18 protein-coding genes are annotated in these 18,720 nt (G+C 68.3%); 10 read left to right on the plus strand and 8 right to left on the minus strand.

Annotated elements, in window-relative coordinates:
• Positions 1 to 33: 33 nt before the first annotated feature.
• Positions 34 to 810 (minus strand): IclR family transcriptional regulator, encoded by a 777-nt coding sequence (locus CJ177_RS38940; protein ID WP_005248332.1) that lies wholly within the window; start codon positions 808 to 810, stop codon positions 34 to 36.
• 51 nt (positions 811 to 861) lie between these two features.
• On the opposite strand from CJ177_RS38940, the gene CJ177_RS38945 reads away from it, so the two are divergent.
• From CJ177_RS38945 to CJ177_RS38960, 4 genes are read left to right on the plus strand one after another with little or no spacing between them, the layout of a single operon-like run.
• Entirely contained in the window at positions 862 to 1,872 is a 1,011-nt protein-coding gene (locus CJ177_RS38945; protein WP_061699043.1) for a 2-dehydro-3-deoxygalactonokinase, read from the plus strand.
• Positions 1,869 to 2,495, plus strand: a complete 627-nt coding sequence (locus CJ177_RS38950) for a 2-dehydro-3-deoxy-6-phosphogalactonate aldolase (protein WP_095870219.1) — start codon at positions 1,869 to 1,871, stop codon at positions 2,493 to 2,495. Before CJ177_RS38945 ends, CJ177_RS38950 begins: the two co-directional genes overlap by 4 nt.
• A gap of 53 nt (positions 2,496 to 2,548) precedes the next feature.
• Positions 2,549 to 3,697 (plus strand): galactonate dehydratase, encoded by a 1,149-nt coding sequence (gene dgoD, locus CJ177_RS38955; RefSeq protein WP_005248345.1) that lies wholly within the window; start codon positions 2,549 to 2,551, stop codon positions 3,695 to 3,697.
• A gap of 5 nt (positions 3,698 to 3,702) precedes the next feature.
• On the plus strand, positions 3,703 to 5,016 hold the full coding sequence (locus CJ177_RS38960) for an MFS transporter (RefSeq protein ID WP_095870220.1): 1,314 nt from the start codon (positions 3,703 to 3,705) through the stop codon (positions 5,014 to 5,016).
• Between the two features lie 54 nt (positions 5,017 to 5,070).
• Here CJ177_RS38960 and CJ177_RS38965 read toward each other — a convergent pair whose 3' ends face one another.
• From CJ177_RS38965 to CJ177_RS38975, 3 genes are all read right to left on the minus strand, one after another.
• Positions 5,071 to 5,988, minus strand: a complete 918-nt coding sequence (locus CJ177_RS38965; RefSeq protein WP_095870238.1) for a tetratricopeptide repeat protein — start codon at positions 5,986 to 5,988, stop codon at positions 5,071 to 5,073.
• Between the two features lie 118 nt (positions 5,989 to 6,106).
• Entirely contained in the window at positions 6,107 to 6,478 is a 372-nt protein-coding gene (locus CJ177_RS38970; protein WP_005248350.1) for a DUF3817 domain-containing protein, read from the minus strand.
• Positions 6,479 to 6,541: 63 nt separating this feature from the next.
• Positions 6,542 to 7,735 carry an acetyl-CoA C-acetyltransferase gene (locus CJ177_RS38975; RefSeq protein ID WP_005248351.1) on the minus strand — a complete coding sequence of 398 codons (1,194 nt, stop codon included), beginning with the start codon at positions 7,733 to 7,735 and terminating at the stop codon, positions 6,542 to 6,544.
• A 94-nt stretch (positions 7,736 to 7,829) separates the two neighbouring features.
• Here CJ177_RS38975 and mce point away from each other — a divergent pair, with 94 nt between their 5' ends.
• Both mce and CJ177_RS38985 read left to right on the plus strand, forming a co-directional pair.
• The gene (gene mce, locus CJ177_RS38980; protein WP_005248354.1) at positions 7,830 to 8,303 is read left to right on the plus strand and encodes a methylmalonyl-CoA epimerase; all 474 of its coding nucleotides are present in this window, start codon (positions 7,830 to 7,832) and stop codon (positions 8,301 to 8,303) included.
• A gap of 68 nt (positions 8,304 to 8,371) precedes the next feature.
• Positions 8,372 to 9,457: a hypothetical protein gene (locus tag CJ177_RS38985; RefSeq protein WP_005248356.1), complete on the plus strand. Its 1,086-nt coding sequence runs from the start codon at positions 8,372 to 8,374 to the stop codon at positions 9,455 to 9,457.
• Here the strand turns inward: CJ177_RS38985 and CJ177_RS38990 are convergent.
• Positions 9,454 to 9,777 (minus strand): hypothetical protein, encoded by a 324-nt coding sequence (locus CJ177_RS38990; protein ID WP_005248358.1) that lies wholly within the window; start codon positions 9,775 to 9,777, stop codon positions 9,454 to 9,456. The genes CJ177_RS38985 and CJ177_RS38990 overlap by 4 nt on opposite strands.
• 16 nt (positions 9,778 to 9,793) lie before the next feature.
• Positions 9,794 to 10,468, minus strand: coding sequence for an endonuclease NucS (gene nucS / locus CJ177_RS38995; protein ID WP_005248359.1), 675 nt, complete (start codon positions 10,466 to 10,468; stop codon positions 9,794 to 9,796).
• Positions 10,469 to 10,510: 42 nt separating this feature from the next.
• Between nucS and CJ177_RS39000 the strand changes: the two genes are divergently transcribed.
• On the plus strand, positions 10,511 to 12,106 hold the full coding sequence (locus CJ177_RS39000; protein WP_061045756.1) for an adenylate/guanylate cyclase domain-containing protein: 1,596 nt from the start codon (positions 10,511 to 10,513) through the stop codon (positions 12,104 to 12,106).
• On the opposite strand, the gene CJ177_RS39005 is transcribed toward CJ177_RS39000, so the two are convergent.
• On the minus strand, positions 12,053 to 12,835 hold the full coding sequence (locus CJ177_RS39005; RefSeq protein WP_095870221.1) for a TetR/AcrR family transcriptional regulator: 783 nt from the start codon (positions 12,833 to 12,835) through the stop codon (positions 12,053 to 12,055). The genes CJ177_RS39000 and CJ177_RS39005 overlap by 54 nt on opposite strands.
• 89 nt (positions 12,836 to 12,924) lie before the next feature.
• On the opposite strand from CJ177_RS39005, the gene CJ177_RS39010 reads away from it, so the two are divergent.
• Both CJ177_RS39010 and CJ177_RS39015 read left to right on the plus strand, forming a co-directional pair.
• Positions 12,925 to 15,726 (plus strand): DEAD/DEAH box helicase, encoded by a 2,802-nt coding sequence (locus tag CJ177_RS39010; protein WP_095870222.1) that lies wholly within the window; start codon positions 12,925 to 12,927, stop codon positions 15,724 to 15,726.
• Positions 15,723 to 16,496 carry an SWIM zinc finger family protein gene (locus CJ177_RS39015; RefSeq protein ID WP_095870223.1) on the plus strand — a complete coding sequence of 258 codons (774 nt, stop codon included), beginning with the start codon at positions 15,723 to 15,725 and terminating at the stop codon, positions 16,494 to 16,496. The genes CJ177_RS39010 and CJ177_RS39015 overlap by 4 nt, the downstream gene beginning before the upstream one ends.
• Here CJ177_RS39015 and CJ177_RS39020 read toward each other — a convergent pair.
• Positions 16,462 to 16,836, minus strand: coding sequence for a UBP-type zinc finger domain-containing protein (locus CJ177_RS39020; protein WP_009474161.1), 375 nt, complete (start codon positions 16,834 to 16,836; stop codon positions 16,462 to 16,464). The genes CJ177_RS39015 and CJ177_RS39020 overlap by 35 nt on opposite strands.
• A gap of 140 nt (positions 16,837 to 16,976) precedes the next feature.
• On the opposite strand from CJ177_RS39020, the gene CJ177_RS39025 reads away from it, so the two are divergent.
• Positions 16,977 to 18,587: a CdaR family transcriptional regulator gene (locus tag CJ177_RS39025; protein ID WP_095870224.1), complete on the plus strand. Its 1,611-nt coding sequence runs from the start codon at positions 16,977 to 16,979 to the stop codon at positions 18,585 to 18,587.
• The last annotated feature ends 133 nt before the right edge of the window (positions 18,588 to 18,720 follow it).

Below are 18,720 nucleotides of genomic sequence, written 5' to 3' on the forward strand. Positions count from 1 at the left end.
CCGTCCCACCACCGAGATCACCCGATCGCCGGCTCAGATCTCCCGGTAGCCGAGCGCCGCGGAGATCCGCCCGGCGGCCCGGCACACGACCGGCACGAGTCCGCGCATGCGCTCGTCCGGCATGTACGGGCTCGTGGCCGACACGCTGATCGCACCGACGATCGCGCACGACGCGTCCCGCACCGGTGCCGCCACACAGCGGATTCCGGGTTCGTTGTCCTCGAGGTCCATCGCCGCGCCCCTCCGCGCGTAGTCCTCCATGCGCGCGCGGAAGTCCGCCACTCCGCGGGGGCTCGGTCCCTGCGCGGCGTCGCTCTCGTACAGCGCATCCCAGCGGTCGGCCGAGTCCAGCAGCAGCGCCTTTCCGACACCGGCGCGGGTCAGCGGCATGCGGTGACCGATGCGGGAGCGCATCTCGGCACCCCGTGACCCCGGCAATTTGTCGAGATACAGCACCGATCCGCCGTCCTCGACCGCCAGGTGCACGGTGTCGTGGACGTGCGCCGACAGCTCTTCGAGGATCGGGCGCGCGACGACGGGCAGCGGGTTGCCGTGGAGGGCCTTGAAACCCAGCTCGATCAATGTCGGGCCGAGTGTGTAGCCGCGGCTTCCGCTCCGGAGATATCCCTCGTGGACCAGCAACTGCACGAGCCGGTGCGTGGTGCTGCGTCCCAGCCCGGTGCTCTCGACGACCGCGCGGAGATCCTGCGCGCCGTCGGAGACGGCGCGGATGACTGCCAGCCCCCTCGCGAGCGTCTGAGTGCCGGGTGGAATGTCGTACGTCGGATTCGCCACACCCCACTGTCCCACATATAGGGACCGTGTTCGTCATTATGGGATTCGCGTCCGATAGTGGTTCACGTGATCCAGAACACCCCCGACACATCGACACCGCGCCTGATCGCCCTCGACTGGGGTACATCGTCACAGCGTGCCTGGCTCCTCGGCGACGGCGGCCGCATTCTGGACGTTCGCCGGCCGGACTTCGGATTACTCGGCACCGCCGGAGACGACCCCGCATCGCGCACGCGTGACTACGAAGCCGCGTTCGACGAGGCCTGCGGCGACTGGATCGCGGCCACCCCCGATCTCCCGGCTATCGCCTGCGGCATGGTCGGCAGCGCCCAGGGTTGGCGTGAAGCCGGCTATCTGACCACGCCGACCGATCTCGCGATCGACGCCGACGACCTGACGACGGTTCCTCATTCGCGCGGAGTACTGCATCTCGTACCCGGACTGCGCGTCGCACCCTCGGCCGACGGCACGGTGGCCGGCGACGTCATGCGGGGCGAGGAGACGCAGATCATCGGGGCATTGGGCATGCTCCCGCCGACCGACCGACCACTCACGATCGTGCTCCCCGGAACACACAGCAAGTGGGCACGAGTCGAGAACCGCAAGATCGTCTCGTTCGCCACATCGATGTCGGGCGAGTTGTACGGCCTGGTGATCCAGCACGGCATCCTCGGCCGAACGGCAACCCCCGAGTTGCGGGACGACGCCGCGTTCGAGCGTGGCCTCGCCACCGGAACGTCCACACCGAGTCGCGGACTACCCGCGGAGCTGTTCGGAGCACGAGCCCTCGTGCTCGACGAACTCCTCGATCCGGCGTCGCTTCCCGACTACGTCTCCGGCGTGATCATCGCCGACGAGGTCCGGCATCTCCTGCCCCACTACGCGGCCGAAAGCCGAATCCTGTTGTGCGGAAACGCCGATCTCTGCCGACGCTACGCAGCCGGACTGCGCGTTCACGGCGTGGCCGCCGACATCGTCCCCGAGGAAGCCGCAGCACAGGGTCTGTGGCGCGTGGCGGTCGATGCGGGGCTGGTCGACCCGGCGCCATCCACGAATCCCGAGAAGGAGTCCCAATGAGCACCACAGCCACTGCCACCAGGACCGGTTTGATCGCCATTCTGCGCGGCATCACCCCGGACGAGATCGTCGCCGTCGGCTCGGCCCTCGTCGACGCCGGGTTCACCGCGATCGAGGTCCCGCTGAACTCGCCGCGACCGTTCGACTCGATCGAGCGGTTGGCGGCGGCCGTCGGCGACGTCTGCGTCGTCGGGGCCGGAACCGTACTGAGCGTCGACGACGTGATCCGATCCGAAGCAGCCGGCTCCCGGATCATCGTCTCGCCCAACACCGACGTCGAGGTCATCGGCGCCGCCGTTGCCCGGAACCTGCACCCGTATCCGGGAGCGGCCACTCCCACCGAGGCGTTTCGCGCCGTCGGTGCGGGAGCGCGCAGCATCAAACTGTTTCCCTCCGACTCGGTCGGGACAGCCGGGATGCAGGCATGGCGGGCCGTCCTGCCGACGGAGGTCGAATTGCTCCCCGTCGGCGGCGTCGACCGAAACAACCTCGCCGAGTGGGCATCTGCGGGCGCGGGCGGGGCGGGACTCGGAACCTGCCTGTACCGGCCCGGGGACGACGCCGAGACCGTCCGCGAGCGCGCCCACACCCTGATGAACATCTGGTCGGCCGAAGCCGCCTGAACCGACACCTACGACCCCGGGGCCACCACCACAGCCCCGCACAGGAGGACTCCATGAAGATCAAGTCACTCACCACGTACGCCGTTCCCCCCAGGTGGCTGTTCCTGCGGATCGAGACGGACGACGGCGTGGTCGGCTGGGGCGAACCGGTGCTCGAAGGCCGAGCCGCGTCCGTCGCCGCGGCCGTGGAGGAACTGTCCGACTACCTGATCGGACAGGATCCGACGCAGATCGAAGACCTGTGGACGGTCATGTACCGGTCGGGTTTCTACCGCGGCGGCGGCATCCACATGAGCGCGCTGGCCGGCATCGACCAGGCCCTGTGGGACATCAAGGGCAAGGCCCTCGGCGTGCCGGCGTACGAGCTCCTCGGCGGCCGCGTCCGGGACCGGATCAAGGTCTATTCCTGGATCGGCGGCGACCGCCCCTCGGACACCGCGAAGGCGGCACGCGAAGTGGTCGACCGGGGGTTCACCGCGGTGAAGATGAACGGCACGGAGGAACTGCAGTACCTGGACTCCTGGGACAAGGTGGACCAGTGCCTCGCCAACGTCGCCGCGGTACGGGACGCAGTGGGCCCGAACATCGGCATCGGCGTCGATTTCCACGGCCGGGTGCACAAGCCGATGGCCAAGGTGCTGCTGAAGGAACTCGAACCGTTCCGGCTGATGTTCGTCGAGGAACCGGTCCTCTCCGAGCACGTCGACGGTTTCGTCGACGTGCTGCGACAGTCGCCGATCCCGATCGCGCTGGGTGAGAGATTGTTCTCCCGCTGGGATTTCAAAACCGTCCTCGCGTCCGGGGCGGTGGACATCATCCAGCCCGATCCGTCGCACTGCGGCGGCATCACCGAGGCCCGGAAGATCGCGCACATGGCCGAGGCGTACGATGTGGCACTCGCGCTGCACTGCCCCCTCGGGCCGATCGCCCTGGCCACGTGCCTGCAGATCGATGCGGGCTGTTACAACGCGACGATCCAGGAACAGAGCCTCGGCATCCACTACAACACGTCGAACGATCTCCTCGACTATCTCGTCGACCCGTCCGTGTTCACCTACGCCGACGGTCAGGTGCGAATTCCCACCGGTCCGGGATTGGGCATCGAGGTGAACGAGGAGTACGTCATCGAACGCGCCGCCGAAGGACATCGCTGGCGAAACCCGGTCTGGCGCCACAGCGACGGATCCTTTGCGGAGTGGTGAGGGCAATGGTGCAGACACAGAAGATCGGCAAGTCCACCACGGTCGCCGCGCAGGCGTCGAAGGCGCGCGTTCTCATCGCGGTGATGCTGTTCGTGACCGTCGTCATCAACTACATGGACCGGGCAAACCTGTCGATCGCGATGCCCGCGATCGCGGACGAAATGGATCTCTCCAAGGCGCAGCAGGGACTTCTGCTGTCGGCTTTCGGCTGGACCTATGCGGCGCTGCAGATTCCAGGCGGATGGCTCGTCGACAGGATTCCCCCGAGACTGCTCTACCCCGCCTGCCTCATCCTGTGGTCGATTGCGACCGCGTTCATGGGGGTCATCGGCGGCTTCGTGGCACTCATCGCGTTGCGTCTGCTGGTCGGTGTGTTCGAGGCGCCCGCGTATCCGATCAACAACCGGGTCGCGACGGCCTGGTACCCCGAGCGTGAACGGGCGACGGTGATCGGCTTCTACACCTCCGGGCAGTTCATCGGACTGGCGCTGCTCACGCCGTTCCTGTCCTGGCTGCAGTCCGTGCTGTCGTGGCACTGGGTCTTCATCGTGACCGGAACGATCGGGGCGATCTGGGGTGCCGTGTGGTACGCGTTCTACCGCGAGCCACGCGACTCCCGGGCGAACGACGCCGAGATCGACCTGATCCGCGACGGCGGCGGACTCGTCGACCTCGTGGACGAGCAGCAACCCGAACGTCCGGCGGTGACCCGGAACGATGTCGCCACCGTCCTCGGCCGGCGCAAGCTGTGGGGAATCTACCTGGGGCAGTTCTGCCTCACGTCGACGCTGTGGTTCTTCCTCACCTGGTTCCCCACGTATCTCGTCGAGTACCGGGACATGGATTACATCAAGTCCGGATTTCTCGCCTCGCTGCCGTTCGTCGCGGCACTCGTCGGTGTGCTGTTCTCCGGGGTGTTCTCCGACTTCCTGCTGCGCAAGGGCGTGTCTCTCGGAGTCGCCCGGAAGGGTCCGATCATCGTGGGCCTGTTGCTGACCGTTGCGATGATCGGCGCCAACTTCACCGACTCGACCGCGATGGTGATCGTGTTCCTGTCCATCGCGTTCTTCGGCAACGGGCTCGCGTCGATCACGTGGTCGCTGGTCTCGGCGCTCGCGCCGGAACGACTGCTCGGGCTCACCGGTGGAATGTTCAACTTCATCGGCAACCTGTCGTCGATCGCGACACCCATCGTGATCGGGTTGCTCGTCACCGACGACAGCTTCGCGCCGGGATTCGTCTACATGACCGTGGTGACCGCGGTCGGGGTCGCGTCCTACGTCTTCCTGGTCGGACGCGTGGAGCGCGTTCGAAGCTGACCACCAGACGAGGTGACCGGGGTGAGTGCTTACAGCACTCACCCCGGTTCCGCGTCAGTACAGTGCGGCGGCGAGTTTCCGGCGGGCGGTCATGACGACCGGCTCGGCCGGGTCGAACAGTTCGAACAGTTCCAGCAGACGTGTCCGTACCCGCGTCTTGTCGTCGCCGGCGCTGCGGGCGACGACACCGATGAGACGGGCGAACGCCGCGTCGGGCGCCTGGGAGTAGAGCTCGACGTCCGCGGCCTGCAATTGGGCGTCGATGTCGTTCGGGGCGGCGTCCGCCGCGGCGACGGCACCGGGATCGACGGACTGCACGCGGGCGAGGAAACGCACCTGACGGATCGCGCCCTGCGCCTCGGCGTTGGCCGGTTCCTCGTCGAGGATCTTCTGGAACTCGGCTTCGGCCGCCGACAGGTCGCCTTCGTCGAGCGCAGCCTCGGCCGCGACGAAACGGGGGTCCTCCGGCTCGGGCTCGTCCTCGTCGCCGTCACCGGCCGGCGGTCCGGACAGCTTGCCGGCGGTTGCCTGCTGAACGGCGGCGAGCCACTGACGCAGTTGCAGTTCGGGCTGTGCGCCCTGGAAGTCGGCGAGCGGTTGCCCGCCGGCGATGGCGACCACGGTCGGGACGGACTGGACGCCGAAGGCCTGCGCGATCCGCGGGTTGGCGTCGACGTCGACCTTGGCGAGCACCCAGGTGCCGCCGGCCTCGTGTGCCAGCTTCTCGAGCAGGGGTGAGAGTTGTTTGCACGGCTCGCACCAGGTGGCCCACAGGTCGACGACCACGGGGACCTGCTGGGACCGGACGAGCACCTCCGCCTCGAACGTCGCCTCGGTGACGTCGATGACGGGCGTGAGTCCGGTACTCCCGGGTGCGGCCGGAGCGGCGCCGTCCCCGGAGGGTGCGGGTGCCGGCGGGGGTGGAGCGGCCGCACGCTCCTTGAGGGCGGAGAGATCGACTGCTCCGCTCATGGCTGCGGCCACTGCTGAGGAACGCGCTGACGGACGAGAACCTGGTCGAGTCACGTCCACCAGTTTGTCACGATTTGAGCGCGCACCGGAATGCGGGCCGTGCCTACCGCGGCGCGGATCAGACGAGCGACGGTTCGCTCTTCACGGCGCTCGACCGGGACAGTTCGCCCATCCGGCCGGTGCGGGCCGCCCAGACCTCGAACACGACGGTGCCGAACGGCGGGACGCTGGCGACGAGCGCCCAGAAGGTGGTGACGAGATTCCAGCTCAGCTTGCGGGCGGTCCACAGCGAGATGAGCAGGTACAGGACGAAGACGCCGCCGTGGATGGGCCCGAAGATCTTCACGCCGATCTCGTTGCCGTCGGCGGGCAGGTACTTGAAGGCCATGCCGATGAGGAGGCCGAGCCAGGTGAATGCCTCCAGAATTGCGACAAATCGGAAGCGCTTGGCCGTGGTGCTGAGATCGAAGACGTTCGCCATGCCGACCATTGTGCCCGACCATCTACGACAGTCCGTAGTGGTGTGAGGTACACCACCACGGACTGTCGTCTGTCAGGCCTTGGGGACGCGAACGATCAGGGCGTCACCCTGACCGCCACCACCGCACAGTGCCGCAGCGCCCACACCCCCGCCACGACGACGCAACTCCAGCGCCAGATGCAACGCGATCCGCGCCCCCGACATCCCCAGCGGATGCCCCATCGCGATCGCCCCGCCGTTGACGTTCACGATCTCCGGATCCAACCCCAGCTCCCGCGTCGACGCGATCCCCACCGCCGCGAACGCCTCGTTGATCTCCACCAGATCCAGGTCCTTCGGCTCGATCCCCTCCTTGGCGCACGCCTTCGCGATGGCCCGCGCCGGCTGCGACTGCAGCGTCGAATCCGGACCCGCAACGACCCCGTGCGCACCGATCTCCGCGATCCACGACAACCCGAGTTCCTGCGCCTTCGCCTTGCTCATCACCACGACAGCGGCCGCGCCATCGGAGATCTGCGACGCCGACCCGGCGGTGACCGTGCCGTCCTTGCTGAACGCCGGCCGCAGCCTGGCCAGGGACTCCACCGTCGTATCGCCGCGCACGCCCTCGTCGGCGCCGACCAGCACGGGATCACCCTTGCGCTGCGGCACCGGCACCGGCACCACCTCGTCGTCGAACACCCCGTCCTTCCAGGCCCGCGCCGCCTTCTGATGCGACGCCGCCGCGAACGTGTCCTGCTCCTCGCGGCTGATCCGCTGCCCGTCCTCCGCGTTCTTCGCCTCGGTCAGACTCCCCATCGCCTGATCGGTGAAGATGTCGTACAACCCGTCGAAGGCCATGTGGTCGCGCATCGTGACGTCGCCGTACTTGAAACCCTCCCGCGACTTCTCCAGCAGGTGCGGGGCGCGCGACATCGACTCCTGGCCGCCGGCGACCACCACCTCGAACTCGCCGGCCCGGATCAGCTGATCCGCCAACGCGATCGCATCGATCCCGGACAGGCACACCTTGTTGATGGTCAGCGCCGGCACATCCATCCCGATCCCTGCGGCCACCGCGGCCTGCCGCGCCGGGATCTGCCCCGCCCCCGCCGTGAGCACCTGCCCCATGATCACGTACTCGACCTGCTCGGGAGCGACGCCCGCCTTCTCCAACGCACCACGAATCGCCACCCCACCCAGATCCGAACCCGACACATCCTTCAACGAACCCAGCAACCGGCCCATCGGGGTCCGGGCTCCGGCGACGATCACAGAACTGGTCACGATTTCCTCCGCGTGAGACGAGTAGACAGGTGCGGGGCGACGGAAGTCACATCCCGACGAGAACTACCGAAACGGTAGCGCTAACGTCGGGACCATGACACAGTCCTCCCCCACCCAGACCACGTCACCGCTGTCCTCGGACCTGGTGACCGCCATCGACCACGTCGGCATCGCCGTTCCCGACCTCGACGCCGCCATCGCGTGGTACTCCGAACACCTCGGCATGGTGTCGACGCACGAAGAGGTGAACGAGGAGCAGGGCGTGCGCGAAGCGATGCTGAGCGTCGTCGGCTCCCCCGAGGGCAGCACCGCGCTGCAGCTTCTCGCACCGTTGAACGAGAACTCGACCATCGCCAAGTTCATCGATCGCAGCGGTCCCGGTCTCCAGCAGCTCGCGTACCGCGTGACGGACATCGACGCCATCTCCGCCCAGTTGCGCGAGCGCGGCGTGCGCCTGCTGTACGACGCACCCCGCCGCGGAACCGCAGACTCGCGCATCAACTTCGTCCACCCGAAGGATGCAGGCGGAGTTCTCGTCGAGCTCGTCGAGCCGTCGGCGACCCACTAGCGCTGTGGCCGGCCGCCGGGTACCAGGCGCAGAGACAAGTTCTACTTTGCCCAGGTAGATTGGCGGCCATGGTAAACGAGCAGGACCGTGGTTCGATCCCCCTTCCCTTCTCCACCGTGCGCAAGGGATTCGACCGGGACGAGGTACGTAACTACTTCGAGCGATTCGACGCCGAGCTCCGCGTCACTGCCGCCGACCGCGACGCCGCGGCGGCGCAGGCGCGGGATCTCGCCAAGCAGCTCGACGATGCGCGGGACGAGATCGACGATCTCCGCAAGGATGTCGACCGCCTGTCCGTTCCGCCGACCACCGCGGAGGGAATGAGCGACCGCATCTCGCGCATGCTCCGGCTCGCGTCGGACGAGGCGTCCGAGGTGCGTGCGAAGGCCGAGGCCGACGCCGCCGAGATGATCTCCGTCGCCGAGCAGGAGGGCGCGCAGCTCCGCGGCCAGTACGAGTCGCTGGTCGCGGAACTCGAAGACCGCCGGAGTGCTCTCGAGATTCAGCACGAGCAGACGATGGCCAAGGCCCGCACGGAGGCGGCGAAGATCGTCGAGGCCGCTCAGTCCGAGCGCGACCGCCTCGCCGCCGAGGCCGAACTGCGTCGGTCGCAGGTGCAGGAAGACTTCGACCTCGCGATGTCCGAGCGCCGTCAGAAGACGATCACGGCTGTCAACGAACTCGAGTCCACCAGCAAGGCCGAGGCGCATCGCCGTCTCGCGGACGCCACGCACGAGGCGGAGCGAAGGCTGCAGGCGGCCACCGACCAGTCGGAGCGCAAGATCGCCCACGCCAAGGAACTCGCGGAAGAACTTCGCGTGCTACGTGGCCGGATCCTGGCGCAGCTCTTGGGAATTCGAGGACAGCTCGATTCCGTTCCCGCAATGTTGGCGTCGGTCAACCGGGAGAGTGAACTCCTGGACGCGCAGCCCGACACCGCGGCATCGAAGTCGGAGAAGCGCTCGAACGAGAACACCAACAGCAAGTCGGCACCGGGCGGTGCCGCGGACCGGAAAACCGCGCAGAGCGAGCCCGGGAAGAACTCCGCGGACGAGACGGACAACTCGGACGAGGACACTGCAGTGCTGTCCACCGTCGAGAAGAACCCGGCGAATCGGCCGGCGGATCAACGGACCGTGAAGACGGGAAGCTAGGACCACCTGCGCGTGAGGCCCCGGGTGCTGCGTCCCGACCAGCACCCGGTGTGCCAGTGCCGCCGGTCCTCGGCTCCGCCGTATTCGGCCGGCCAGGTGACGAGGTGGGCGACGCCCGGTCGGATGTCGTGATCGCAGCCGGGACACCGGTAGGACTTGGTCGCCCGGGCCCCGGGGATCGTGCGGACGATGAAACTCTCGTCCGCGAAGCCCGCGGGCCCGGACTCCTGACGCATCAACGCACTACCGAACAGCGACCCCTCGGTGTCCGGGGGCGCACTGCGGCGCGTGTTCTTCCGCTGCGGTCTACGACGGGGCACGGGTTCAGCCTAGGCCTCAGAAGAGCCGGAACTCGGTGCTCTCGGTACCACGCAGCGCTTCGTAGTCGAGCACCAGGCACCGGATTCCGCGATCGGTGGCAAGGGTTTTGGCCTGCGGCTTGATTTGCTGGGCGGCGAAGACACCGCTCACCGGCGCCAGCAGCGGATCCCGGTTGAGCAATTCGAGGTACCGCGTGAGTTGCTCGACACCGTCGATGTCTCCGCGGCGCTTGATCTCCACGGCGACGGAAGCCCCGTCGGCGTTCCGGCACAGCAGGTCGACGGGACCGATGGCCGTCATGTACTCACGCCGCACGAGCGTGTAACCGCTGCCGAGCGTTTCGACGTGTTCGGCGAGCAACTCCTGCAGGTGTGCCTCGACACCGTCCTTGACCAGCCCCGGATCGACACCGAGTTCGTGACTGGAGTCGTGCTCGATCTCCTCGATGGTGATCCGCAGTTCCTCACCGGCCTTGTTGGTCACCACCCACAGCGCTTCGGCGTCCTCCACGGTGTCTTCGACGAGCCAGCAGGGCGGGCTCATCCAGTTCAGCGGCTTGTAGGCGCGGTCGTCGGCGTGGATGCTCACGGAACCGTCGGCCTTGATCAACAACAGGCGACGAGCGGTGGGCAGATGTGCCGTCAAACGGCCTACGTAGTCGACTCGGCATCTGGCAATCACTAGGCGCACCCGCCCACCCTAAGGGATCGTGCCGACTAGTCTCGAATGACTATGCGCCGCCCTCGCCGATCCGTCGCCCCGCTGGGGTCGTGGTTGCTCGGATCACCGGACGAGAGTCCCCGCAGGCGGCGTATCCGTGTCCAGCTGCTGCTGACCGCCCCGCTGGTCTTCACCAACCTGGTCGGCGCGGTGATCACCTGCCTGCTCGTCAGTGTCGTCGTCCCCGGCCCGAGTGTGTGGTCGAGCGAGTTCATGATCGCCAACTTCGTCGCGGTGCCCGTGTTCGTGCTGTGCGCGGTCCTGATCGGCGTGACGTGGGGCACCAAGCGACTGGTGTCGGATCTCCGGTGGGCCACGGAGGACGACGCGCCCACGGACCACGACCGGTCGGCGGCGTTTCGCGCACCGTGGCGCCTGACGCGCGTCCAGGCGGCGTTGTGGGGCATCGGGCTGGTCTTCTTCACGACTTTGTACGGCATCATCGATCCCCAGACCATTCCGAAGGTCGCGTTCACGATTGCGTTTGCCGGGATCACGGTCTGCGCGTTCTGCTACCTGTTGACGGAGTTCGCGCTCCGCCCCATCGCCGCCCGGGCACTGGGATCGGACGGACCGCGACCCCGCCGAACCCTCGGCATCACCGGCCGCACCGCACTGGCGTGGATCCTCGGGACGGGTGTTCCGGTGCTCGGTCTGATGCTCATCGCGATCTTCAGTTTCATCCGGCCGGCGAGCCCCACCAGCCTCGCGGTCTCGATCCTCGCGCTGGGTGGTGTGATCCTGCTCTTCGGCCTGCTGCTGGTCGTGATCAGTGTGCGCGCCACCGAGGCACCGATCCGCTCGGTGTCGCTGGGCATGGCGAAAGTGGCGGAGGGCGATCTCGACGCCGAGGTCGTCGTGTACGACGGCACCGAACTCGGCGCGCTGCAGACCGGGTTCAATCGGATGGCGGAGGGCCTCCGCGAACGTGAGCGGATCCGCGACCTGTTCGGGCGCCACGTCGGGCAGGAGGTGGCCTCCCAGGCCCTGCGGCACAACCCCGAACTCGGCGGCGAGGAACGTGACGTGGCGGTCCTGTTCGTCGACATCATCGGGTCCACCACGATCGCGGCCACCCGGTCGCCTGCGGAGGTCGTGGACCTGCTCAACCGGTTCTTCGACGTGGTCGTCGACGAGGTCGATCGGCGAGACGGGTTCGTCAACAAGTTCGAAGGTGACGCCGCCCTGGCCATCTTCGGGGCGCCCGTGGCGCTCGACGACCATGCAGGTGCCGCACTCGCCGCCGCTCGGACCCTCCGCGAACGGCTCACCGCCGAGGTACCGGAGTGCGATGCGGGAATCGGGGTGGCGGCCGGTCGCGCCGTGGCCGGAAACATCGGCGCCCACGAACGTTTCGAGTACACGGTGATCGGCGATCCCGTCAACGAGGCGGCGCGGTTGTCCGAACTCGCCAAGAACGTGTCCGGACACGTCGTCGCGTCCGAGCGGGCGATCGACGCGGCAGCCGAGGACGAACGCACGCGGTGGCAACTCACCGACACCGTCACCCTGCGCGGCCGTGTCGAACCGACCACGCTGGCCGTTCCCGCCGAACTACTCCCCGCCGGTTCCGCCGTCGACGACGAGGGCGCCGACTCCGTCGAGTAGCCGGGCGAGCCCGAATTCGAAGGCGTGGGCGGGCGCGTACGCGGCGTCGTGGTGTTCCCCCGCCGACGCCCCGACCCGGGCGGCCAGCGGGAACCGGTCGGGGTCGAAGACCTTTTCGAAGTGCGGAGCGACGCGCTGCCACCATTCACTGTCCGCCTCCCCCTTGGCGGCGAGCGCTGCCGCGTCCACCGCGGCCCGCGCCGCGCCCGCGACGAAACTGTCGAGGAGCGTGACGACCGAATCCATGTCGAGGTCCGACAGTCCCAGTCCCTCGACCGCGCGCAGTTCCCGCTCGTACTTGGCCATCCCGCCGGGCCCGAAGACCGGCCGGCTCAGCGCGACGACGCCGAGCATCCACGGGTGGGCGCACAGCAGTTGGAAGTAGTCGTGAGCGGCGGCCGCGAGACGCTCCCGCCACCCCGTGTCGGTGTCGTCGGCCGGCTCGAGTGTGGACAGCGCGCGATCGAGCATCACCTCCACCAGTTCGGTCTTCCCGGGAACGTGCGTGTACAGCGACATCGCCCCGGCGCCGAGTTCGGCTGCCAGCCGGCGCATCGAGACGGCGTCCAGCCCTTCGGCATCCGCGACGGAGATGGCGGCCTCGACGATCCGGTCGAGCGTCAGGCCCGGCTTCCCGTTGCGGGGGCGCGAGATCGGCGTACTGCCGCCACCCCACAGCAGCTCCATGGTGCGGGCGGGGTCGCCCTCCGGTGTCGCGCTTCTACCCATGCCGAGATCTTCCCACGGCGCCCGGGAACAATTCCGCCCGCCGCCTCGTTGACGTACGGCGTACCGTAAACCAGGCGAAAGGCGCAGTAGTGACAGCAGAGCCCATCCTCGCCGCCTGTGCGGCCACCTTCGTGCCCTCCGATCCTCCGCGCGACTCCCGCCTGGCGTTCTGGCGTGATTCCCCGGACGGTCCGCTGCCACCGAGTATCGATTCCCACACCCGGATGGCAACCGGGAACACCGTGGAACGCGTTCCGACACAGACCATCTCGATCGCCGATGCGCTGCCGATGCTCCTGGCACTGTCCCCCGGCGATACAGCGCATCGATCGGTCGCGTTCTGGGCCGCCTGCACCCGGACCGCCCTCGGATACGTCGGGACGGGCAAGGTCCTTCCCTCGGTTGCGCCCAGCGGCCACGACATCTGGCGGCTCGGCGTCCTCGACGACGAGGACGAAGCGCATCTGCGCCTGCTGGCCGCCGCGCTCCCACCGGAAGCGCGCGCGATTCCGCTCGGGGATCCGTCCGCCGCCGCAGTTCGCCTCCCCGCCGCGGTGGACGTGCTGCGCGACTTCCTCACCGCGGCCGTCGACACGATCCCGCGACTCGACTCACCGGCCGACGCCGGCCCCTACCGGGGATGGAACGCCGAGACCTCCCCCGCACTCCAGGAGTGGGCGGACGCCCTGGCACCCGATGCGATCGCGCTGTCGTTGCGGATCGACCCCGTGGATCCGCACGCGGTCGACCTCTCGGACAGCGAGTTCGACGCCACGGTCCAGGTGCACGGTGTCGCGCGGCCCGGGGTGGTGTGCGACGCCGTCGACCTGTGGCGGCATCCGACGCTCGCCGAGTCCGCGTTCGCCTCCGACCCGCGGATCGAGGTTCTCGACGCCCTCCGCCGCGCGGCCCAGGACTGGGCTCCGCTCGAAGACCTGCTGCGAGCCGAGGCGCCACACCGCATCCGGCTCGAGGACGACGACCTGGCGTCCCTCGCCGGGGACGCCGGCGGTCGGCTGCGTGAGCGCGGAGTCGAGATCCATTGGCCGCGCGAAGTGCTCGCGCACACCTCGACCCGCATGATCCTCGGCGAGCCCGGGTCCCGAGAGGGCGCAGCCGCTTTCCGCGGCGACCGCGCCTTCGACTTCGACTGGCGCGTCGCGGTGGGCGACGACGTCCTGACCCGCGAGGAAATGGAGGAGCTCGTCACGGCAAAGCGCGCCGTCGTGAAACTGCGCAACCGATATGTCGTCGCGGACTCGGCGTTGATACGAAAGACCCTCCAGCGGCGGACCGGAACGATGACGTCCATCGAGGCCCTCCGCGCGTCGCTGACCGGCCGGGCCCGGCGCGGCGAGGAGGACGTCCGCGTCGACTCCTACGGAGCGGCCGAAGCGGTGGCGCGTGAGCTGTCCGACCAGGATCCGGAGGCCGTGCCGGTCCCCGCAGCCCTGCGCGCGCAGTTGCGGGACTACCAGCTGACCGGATTCCGCTGGCTGGCCGGGCTCACGTCACGAGGCCTGGGCGCCTGTCTCGCCGACGACATGGGCCTGGGAAAGACGTTGACCCTCATCGCACTTCACCTGCACCGCCAGCAGACACCGGAAACGGCAGGGCCCACGCTGGTGGTCTGTCCCGCGTCTCTGCTCGGGAACTGGCGACGGGAGATCGAACGCTTCGCACCGGGCACCGGCGTCCTCGTCCACCACGGTCCGAAGCGGCGCCCTCCCGGTGAGACGGTCGCGGGCGGCGACGACACCGTCGTCCTCACCACGTACGCGACGATGCGGCTCGATTGCGACGTACTCGCCCGGACGGTGTGGGGTCTGGTCGTCGCGGACGAGGCGCACCAGCTGAAGAACCGCGGGGCGTCCGTCACCCGGGCACTGCGGACGATTCCCGGTCAGGCCCGCGTCGCGCTCACCGGGACACCGGTGGAGAACAGGCTCAGCGACCTCTGGTCGATTCTCGACGGCGTCACACCGGGCCTCCTCGGCCCGTACGCGCAGTTCCGCCGCCGCTACGACGGCTCGGCCGCCGAGGACGGCACCGACCGCGCGGCGGAGTTGGCGGCGTTGATCTCGCCGTTCGTCCTCCGGCGCAAGAAGTCCGATCCGGGGATCGCCCCCGAGCTTCCGCCGAAGACGGAGATCGACCTGGACGTCACGCTCACCCCGGAACAGGCCGGAATGTACGAGGCCCTCGTGCGCGAGGCCATGGAGCAGATCGAGACGAGCGACGGCATCGGGCGGCGCGGCAGCATCGTGTCGCTGCTGACCGGACTCAAGCAGATCTGCAATCACCCCGCCCAGTACCTCGGGCAGGAGCACGCGGCGCTCACCGGCCGCTCCCACAAGATCGGTCTGCTCGACGAGCTGATCGACACCAACCTGTCGGAGGGCGGGCGTTCGCTCGTCTTCACCCACTTCACCACGATGGGACGGCTGCTGCGGCGGCACCTGACGGCGCGAGGAGTGGGCTGCGACTTCCTGCACGGGGGCACACCCGTCCCCGCCCGGGAGGAACTGGTCGAACGCTTCCAGAACGGCGACATCCCCGTCCTGATCCTGTCCCTCAAGGCCGCCGGCACCGGGTTGAACCTCACCCGGGCCGATCATGTCGTCCATTTCGACCGCTGGTGGAACCCCGCGGTCGAGGACCAGGCCACTGACCGCGCGTACCGCATCGGGCAGACCCACCCGGTCGTCGTCCACCGGCTCGTCACCGCCGGAACCATCGAGGAACGCATCGCCGGCATGCTCGCGTCCAAGCGGCAGCTCGCCGACTCCGTCCTGTCGCACGGCGCCGACGCCTTCACCGAACTGACCGATCGCGAACTCACCCGGCTGGTGGCGCTGAGCCCCGACTACGACTTCGGAGGTGATCTGTGACCGACGCCGTCACGCTTCCCCGCTTTCCGGCGCAGAAGGGCCGCCGCACCCGCGGCCGGACCTGGTGGGCGCAGCGGTGGGTCGACGATGTCGAGCAGGCCGCACTCGACTCGGACACGCTGAAACGCGGACGCGCCTACGCCCGTGGCGGACTGGTCGGTCCGCTCACGTTCGCGGCCGGGCTCGTCTCCGCGGACGTGCACACGGACGAGGAGAGCCTGCACGTGCAGATCCGGGTGGACCAGCTGGACGAGCGCCAGTGGGGCGAGGTGCTCGCGACCCTCGCGTCGCGGAGCGGTCACGTCGCCCAGTTGTCGAGTGGGACGCTTCCCCGCGAACTCGACGACGACCTCGCTGCCGTCGACGTGTCCCTCGTGCCGTCGATGTTCGATGCCGACGCGACGTGCACCTGCGAGGAGTGGGACGTGCCGTGCCGCCACGCTGCCGCGGTGCTGTATCAGGCCGCGTGGGTGCTCGACGACGACCCGTTGCTCTTCTTCCTCCTGCGCGGACGGGAGGGACAGGAGGTTCTCCAACTCAGGCACGGCGCACACGAGGAGACGTCCCATTCCTCGTTCGACGGTTCGTCCGCCCCGGTGTCGGCGTCGGACGCCTACGCCGCAATTCCCGGACCGCTTCCGACGCCGCCGCGTTCCGGTGGAATCCTGGTACGCCCACGTTGGCTCGACGACGCTCCCCCCGAGGTTCAGGCGGACGCCGTGTGGTCTGCGATCGTCACTGCGATTTCGCGATACGGAGACCGTGTCTGAGGTCGTCCGACGGTCCGGGCACGAGGCTCGGTGCGACCACCCGGGCCCCGGTCGCCGGATACGGTGTGCAGATCTGGGCGTCGTGCACGAAGCACCAGCGCCAGTTGTCCCCCGCGTGGAGCGACTGGACGATCGGATGACCGCTGCGTTCGGCGTGGTGTCGCGCGTGCCGCATCGGTGATCCGTCACTGCATCCGACGTAGCCGCACGTCAGGCACAACATCAGGTGCTCCCAGCGGGTACCGAGTGCGAGACAGCCCTCGCACCCGTCCGACGTGTGCGCGACGACATCGCGAATCATGTTCAGATCGGGATCGTGCCAATTATTGGATTGGGTCATAGTGCCACCCCTCAGTAACCAAGATTGGCGGCTGATCCGTCTCGCCACATGGTCACGGCGGAACGAAAGAATCCACCGAAATCCGGCCTCAGCGGACAGCGTCCCGGTTTCGACGGCGCAAAACGGGGTAGTTCCAAGCCATGGATCTGGAAGCAGCCCCAGACCCGAGGGTGGATCACACGCCGCGGGCGACGAACCTGTCCGCGGTCTTGGCCGTCACCGCGCACATGCACGACTGCGGGAATCGGGACGAGATCCTCGCCCTGCTGGTCGAAGCTCTCCCCGAAGTCGGTCCCTTCACGGTCGAACCCGTGTCGGCTCCGATGGGCGAACGCCACGACGACGACGTCTGGCGACACCGCGTGCTGCTCGACGATTCGTGGTCGAGGCCGGTGTCGCTCACCCTACGGGCCGACTACCCGCCTACCCCGGTGCAGGCCACGCTGCTCGAGTTGTTGATTCAGCACACGGGGTCGGCCCTGCGCGCCGCATCGCTCCGCTCCCGGGCAGCCACACAGGAACGTCAGTTACGCGAGGCCGCGGACGAGATCACCGCGCTCGGCGCGCGGGTCGCGCGCCTCGAGGAGGAAGCGAGGATCCACAACACGTTCGGACGCCTCGCCGCGACCGGCGCCGACGAGTCCGCCATCGCCGACACACTTCACCAGGTGACCGGACTCGCCGTCGGGATCGAGGACGCCTTCGGCAATCTCCGCGTCTGGGCCGGCCCGGACAAGGCCCCGCGGTACCGCAAGACCGGCGGCGGGAACCGAGTCGACGTCCTGCGCCGTGCCGCGATGGAAGGGCGCCCGCTGCGACACGACAATCGGATCGTGCAGATAGTCCGGCCCGGCCAGACACTTCTGGGCGTCCTGTATCTGTCCGACCCGGAACATCGGGCCACCGACCTCGACACGGTCGCCCTGGAGTCCGCCACGACGATGCTCGCCATCGACATGGCGCATCGCAGATCACTCGCCGAGGCGGAGGCGCGGCTGAGCCGCGACCTGGGCGCCGACCTGCTCGCCGGGACGGACGACGACAGCGCCTACTCGCGGGCCGACGCACTCGGCTACGACCTGCACACCCCGCAACGCGTCCTGGTGGTCCACTGGGCGCCGGACACACCCGTCGAGTCCGTCACAGAGTCCTTCCGGCGTCACCTGGCGTCCACCGACTCGTCGGCCCTCCTCGTCCACGGCAACGAGCACCGAACCGGGGTCCTGGCCGCCGTCATGGACGCGAAGACAGACGTGAACATCATCTTCACGGCGTTGGAGAAGTCGCTCGGTCCCGCGGTGGGCGTGATCGGTGTCGGATCCGAATGCATCTCCCCCAGTGGCCTTCCCGACTCGTACACCCACGCGATACGGGCGCTCGAGATCAGAAAGCAGTCGCTCTCGCCCCGTGGCGTGGCACTGTTCGACGAACTCGGCGTCTACCGCATCCTCGACTCACACAGCAGCACCGGCGACGTCGAGGCGTTCGTGCAGGAATGGCTCGGCCCACTGCTCGACTACGACCGGGAACACCGCAGCACGATGACGGCCACACTGGCCCAATACCTCGAATGCGGAGGCAAGTACGACGAGACTGCGCAGGCACTCAGGATCCACCGCAGCACCCTGCGATACCGGATGTCCCGCATTCACGAACTGACCGGGCGTGATCTCCGCAGCGTCGACACACGCCTGAATCTTCATCTGGCTTCCCGCGCACTGCAGGTCCTCGCCGGCGGTGGCTCGGGGTGAAAGAGAATGTGCGGCTTGGGTGTTCGTGCCTGGGAATGCCGAAAGCCCCCCAACGTGGTTGGGGGGCTTTCGGTAACGGATGTTCGGCGGTGTCCTACTCTCCCACACCCTGTCGGGTGCAGTACCATCGGCG

Origin of the sequence: Rhodococcus sp. ACPA1 (assembly GCF_002300195.1) — a bacterium.
In the GTDB taxonomy this organism is placed as follows: domain Bacteria; phylum Actinomycetota; class Actinomycetes; order Mycobacteriales; family Mycobacteriaceae; genus Rhodococcus_F; species Rhodococcus_F opacus.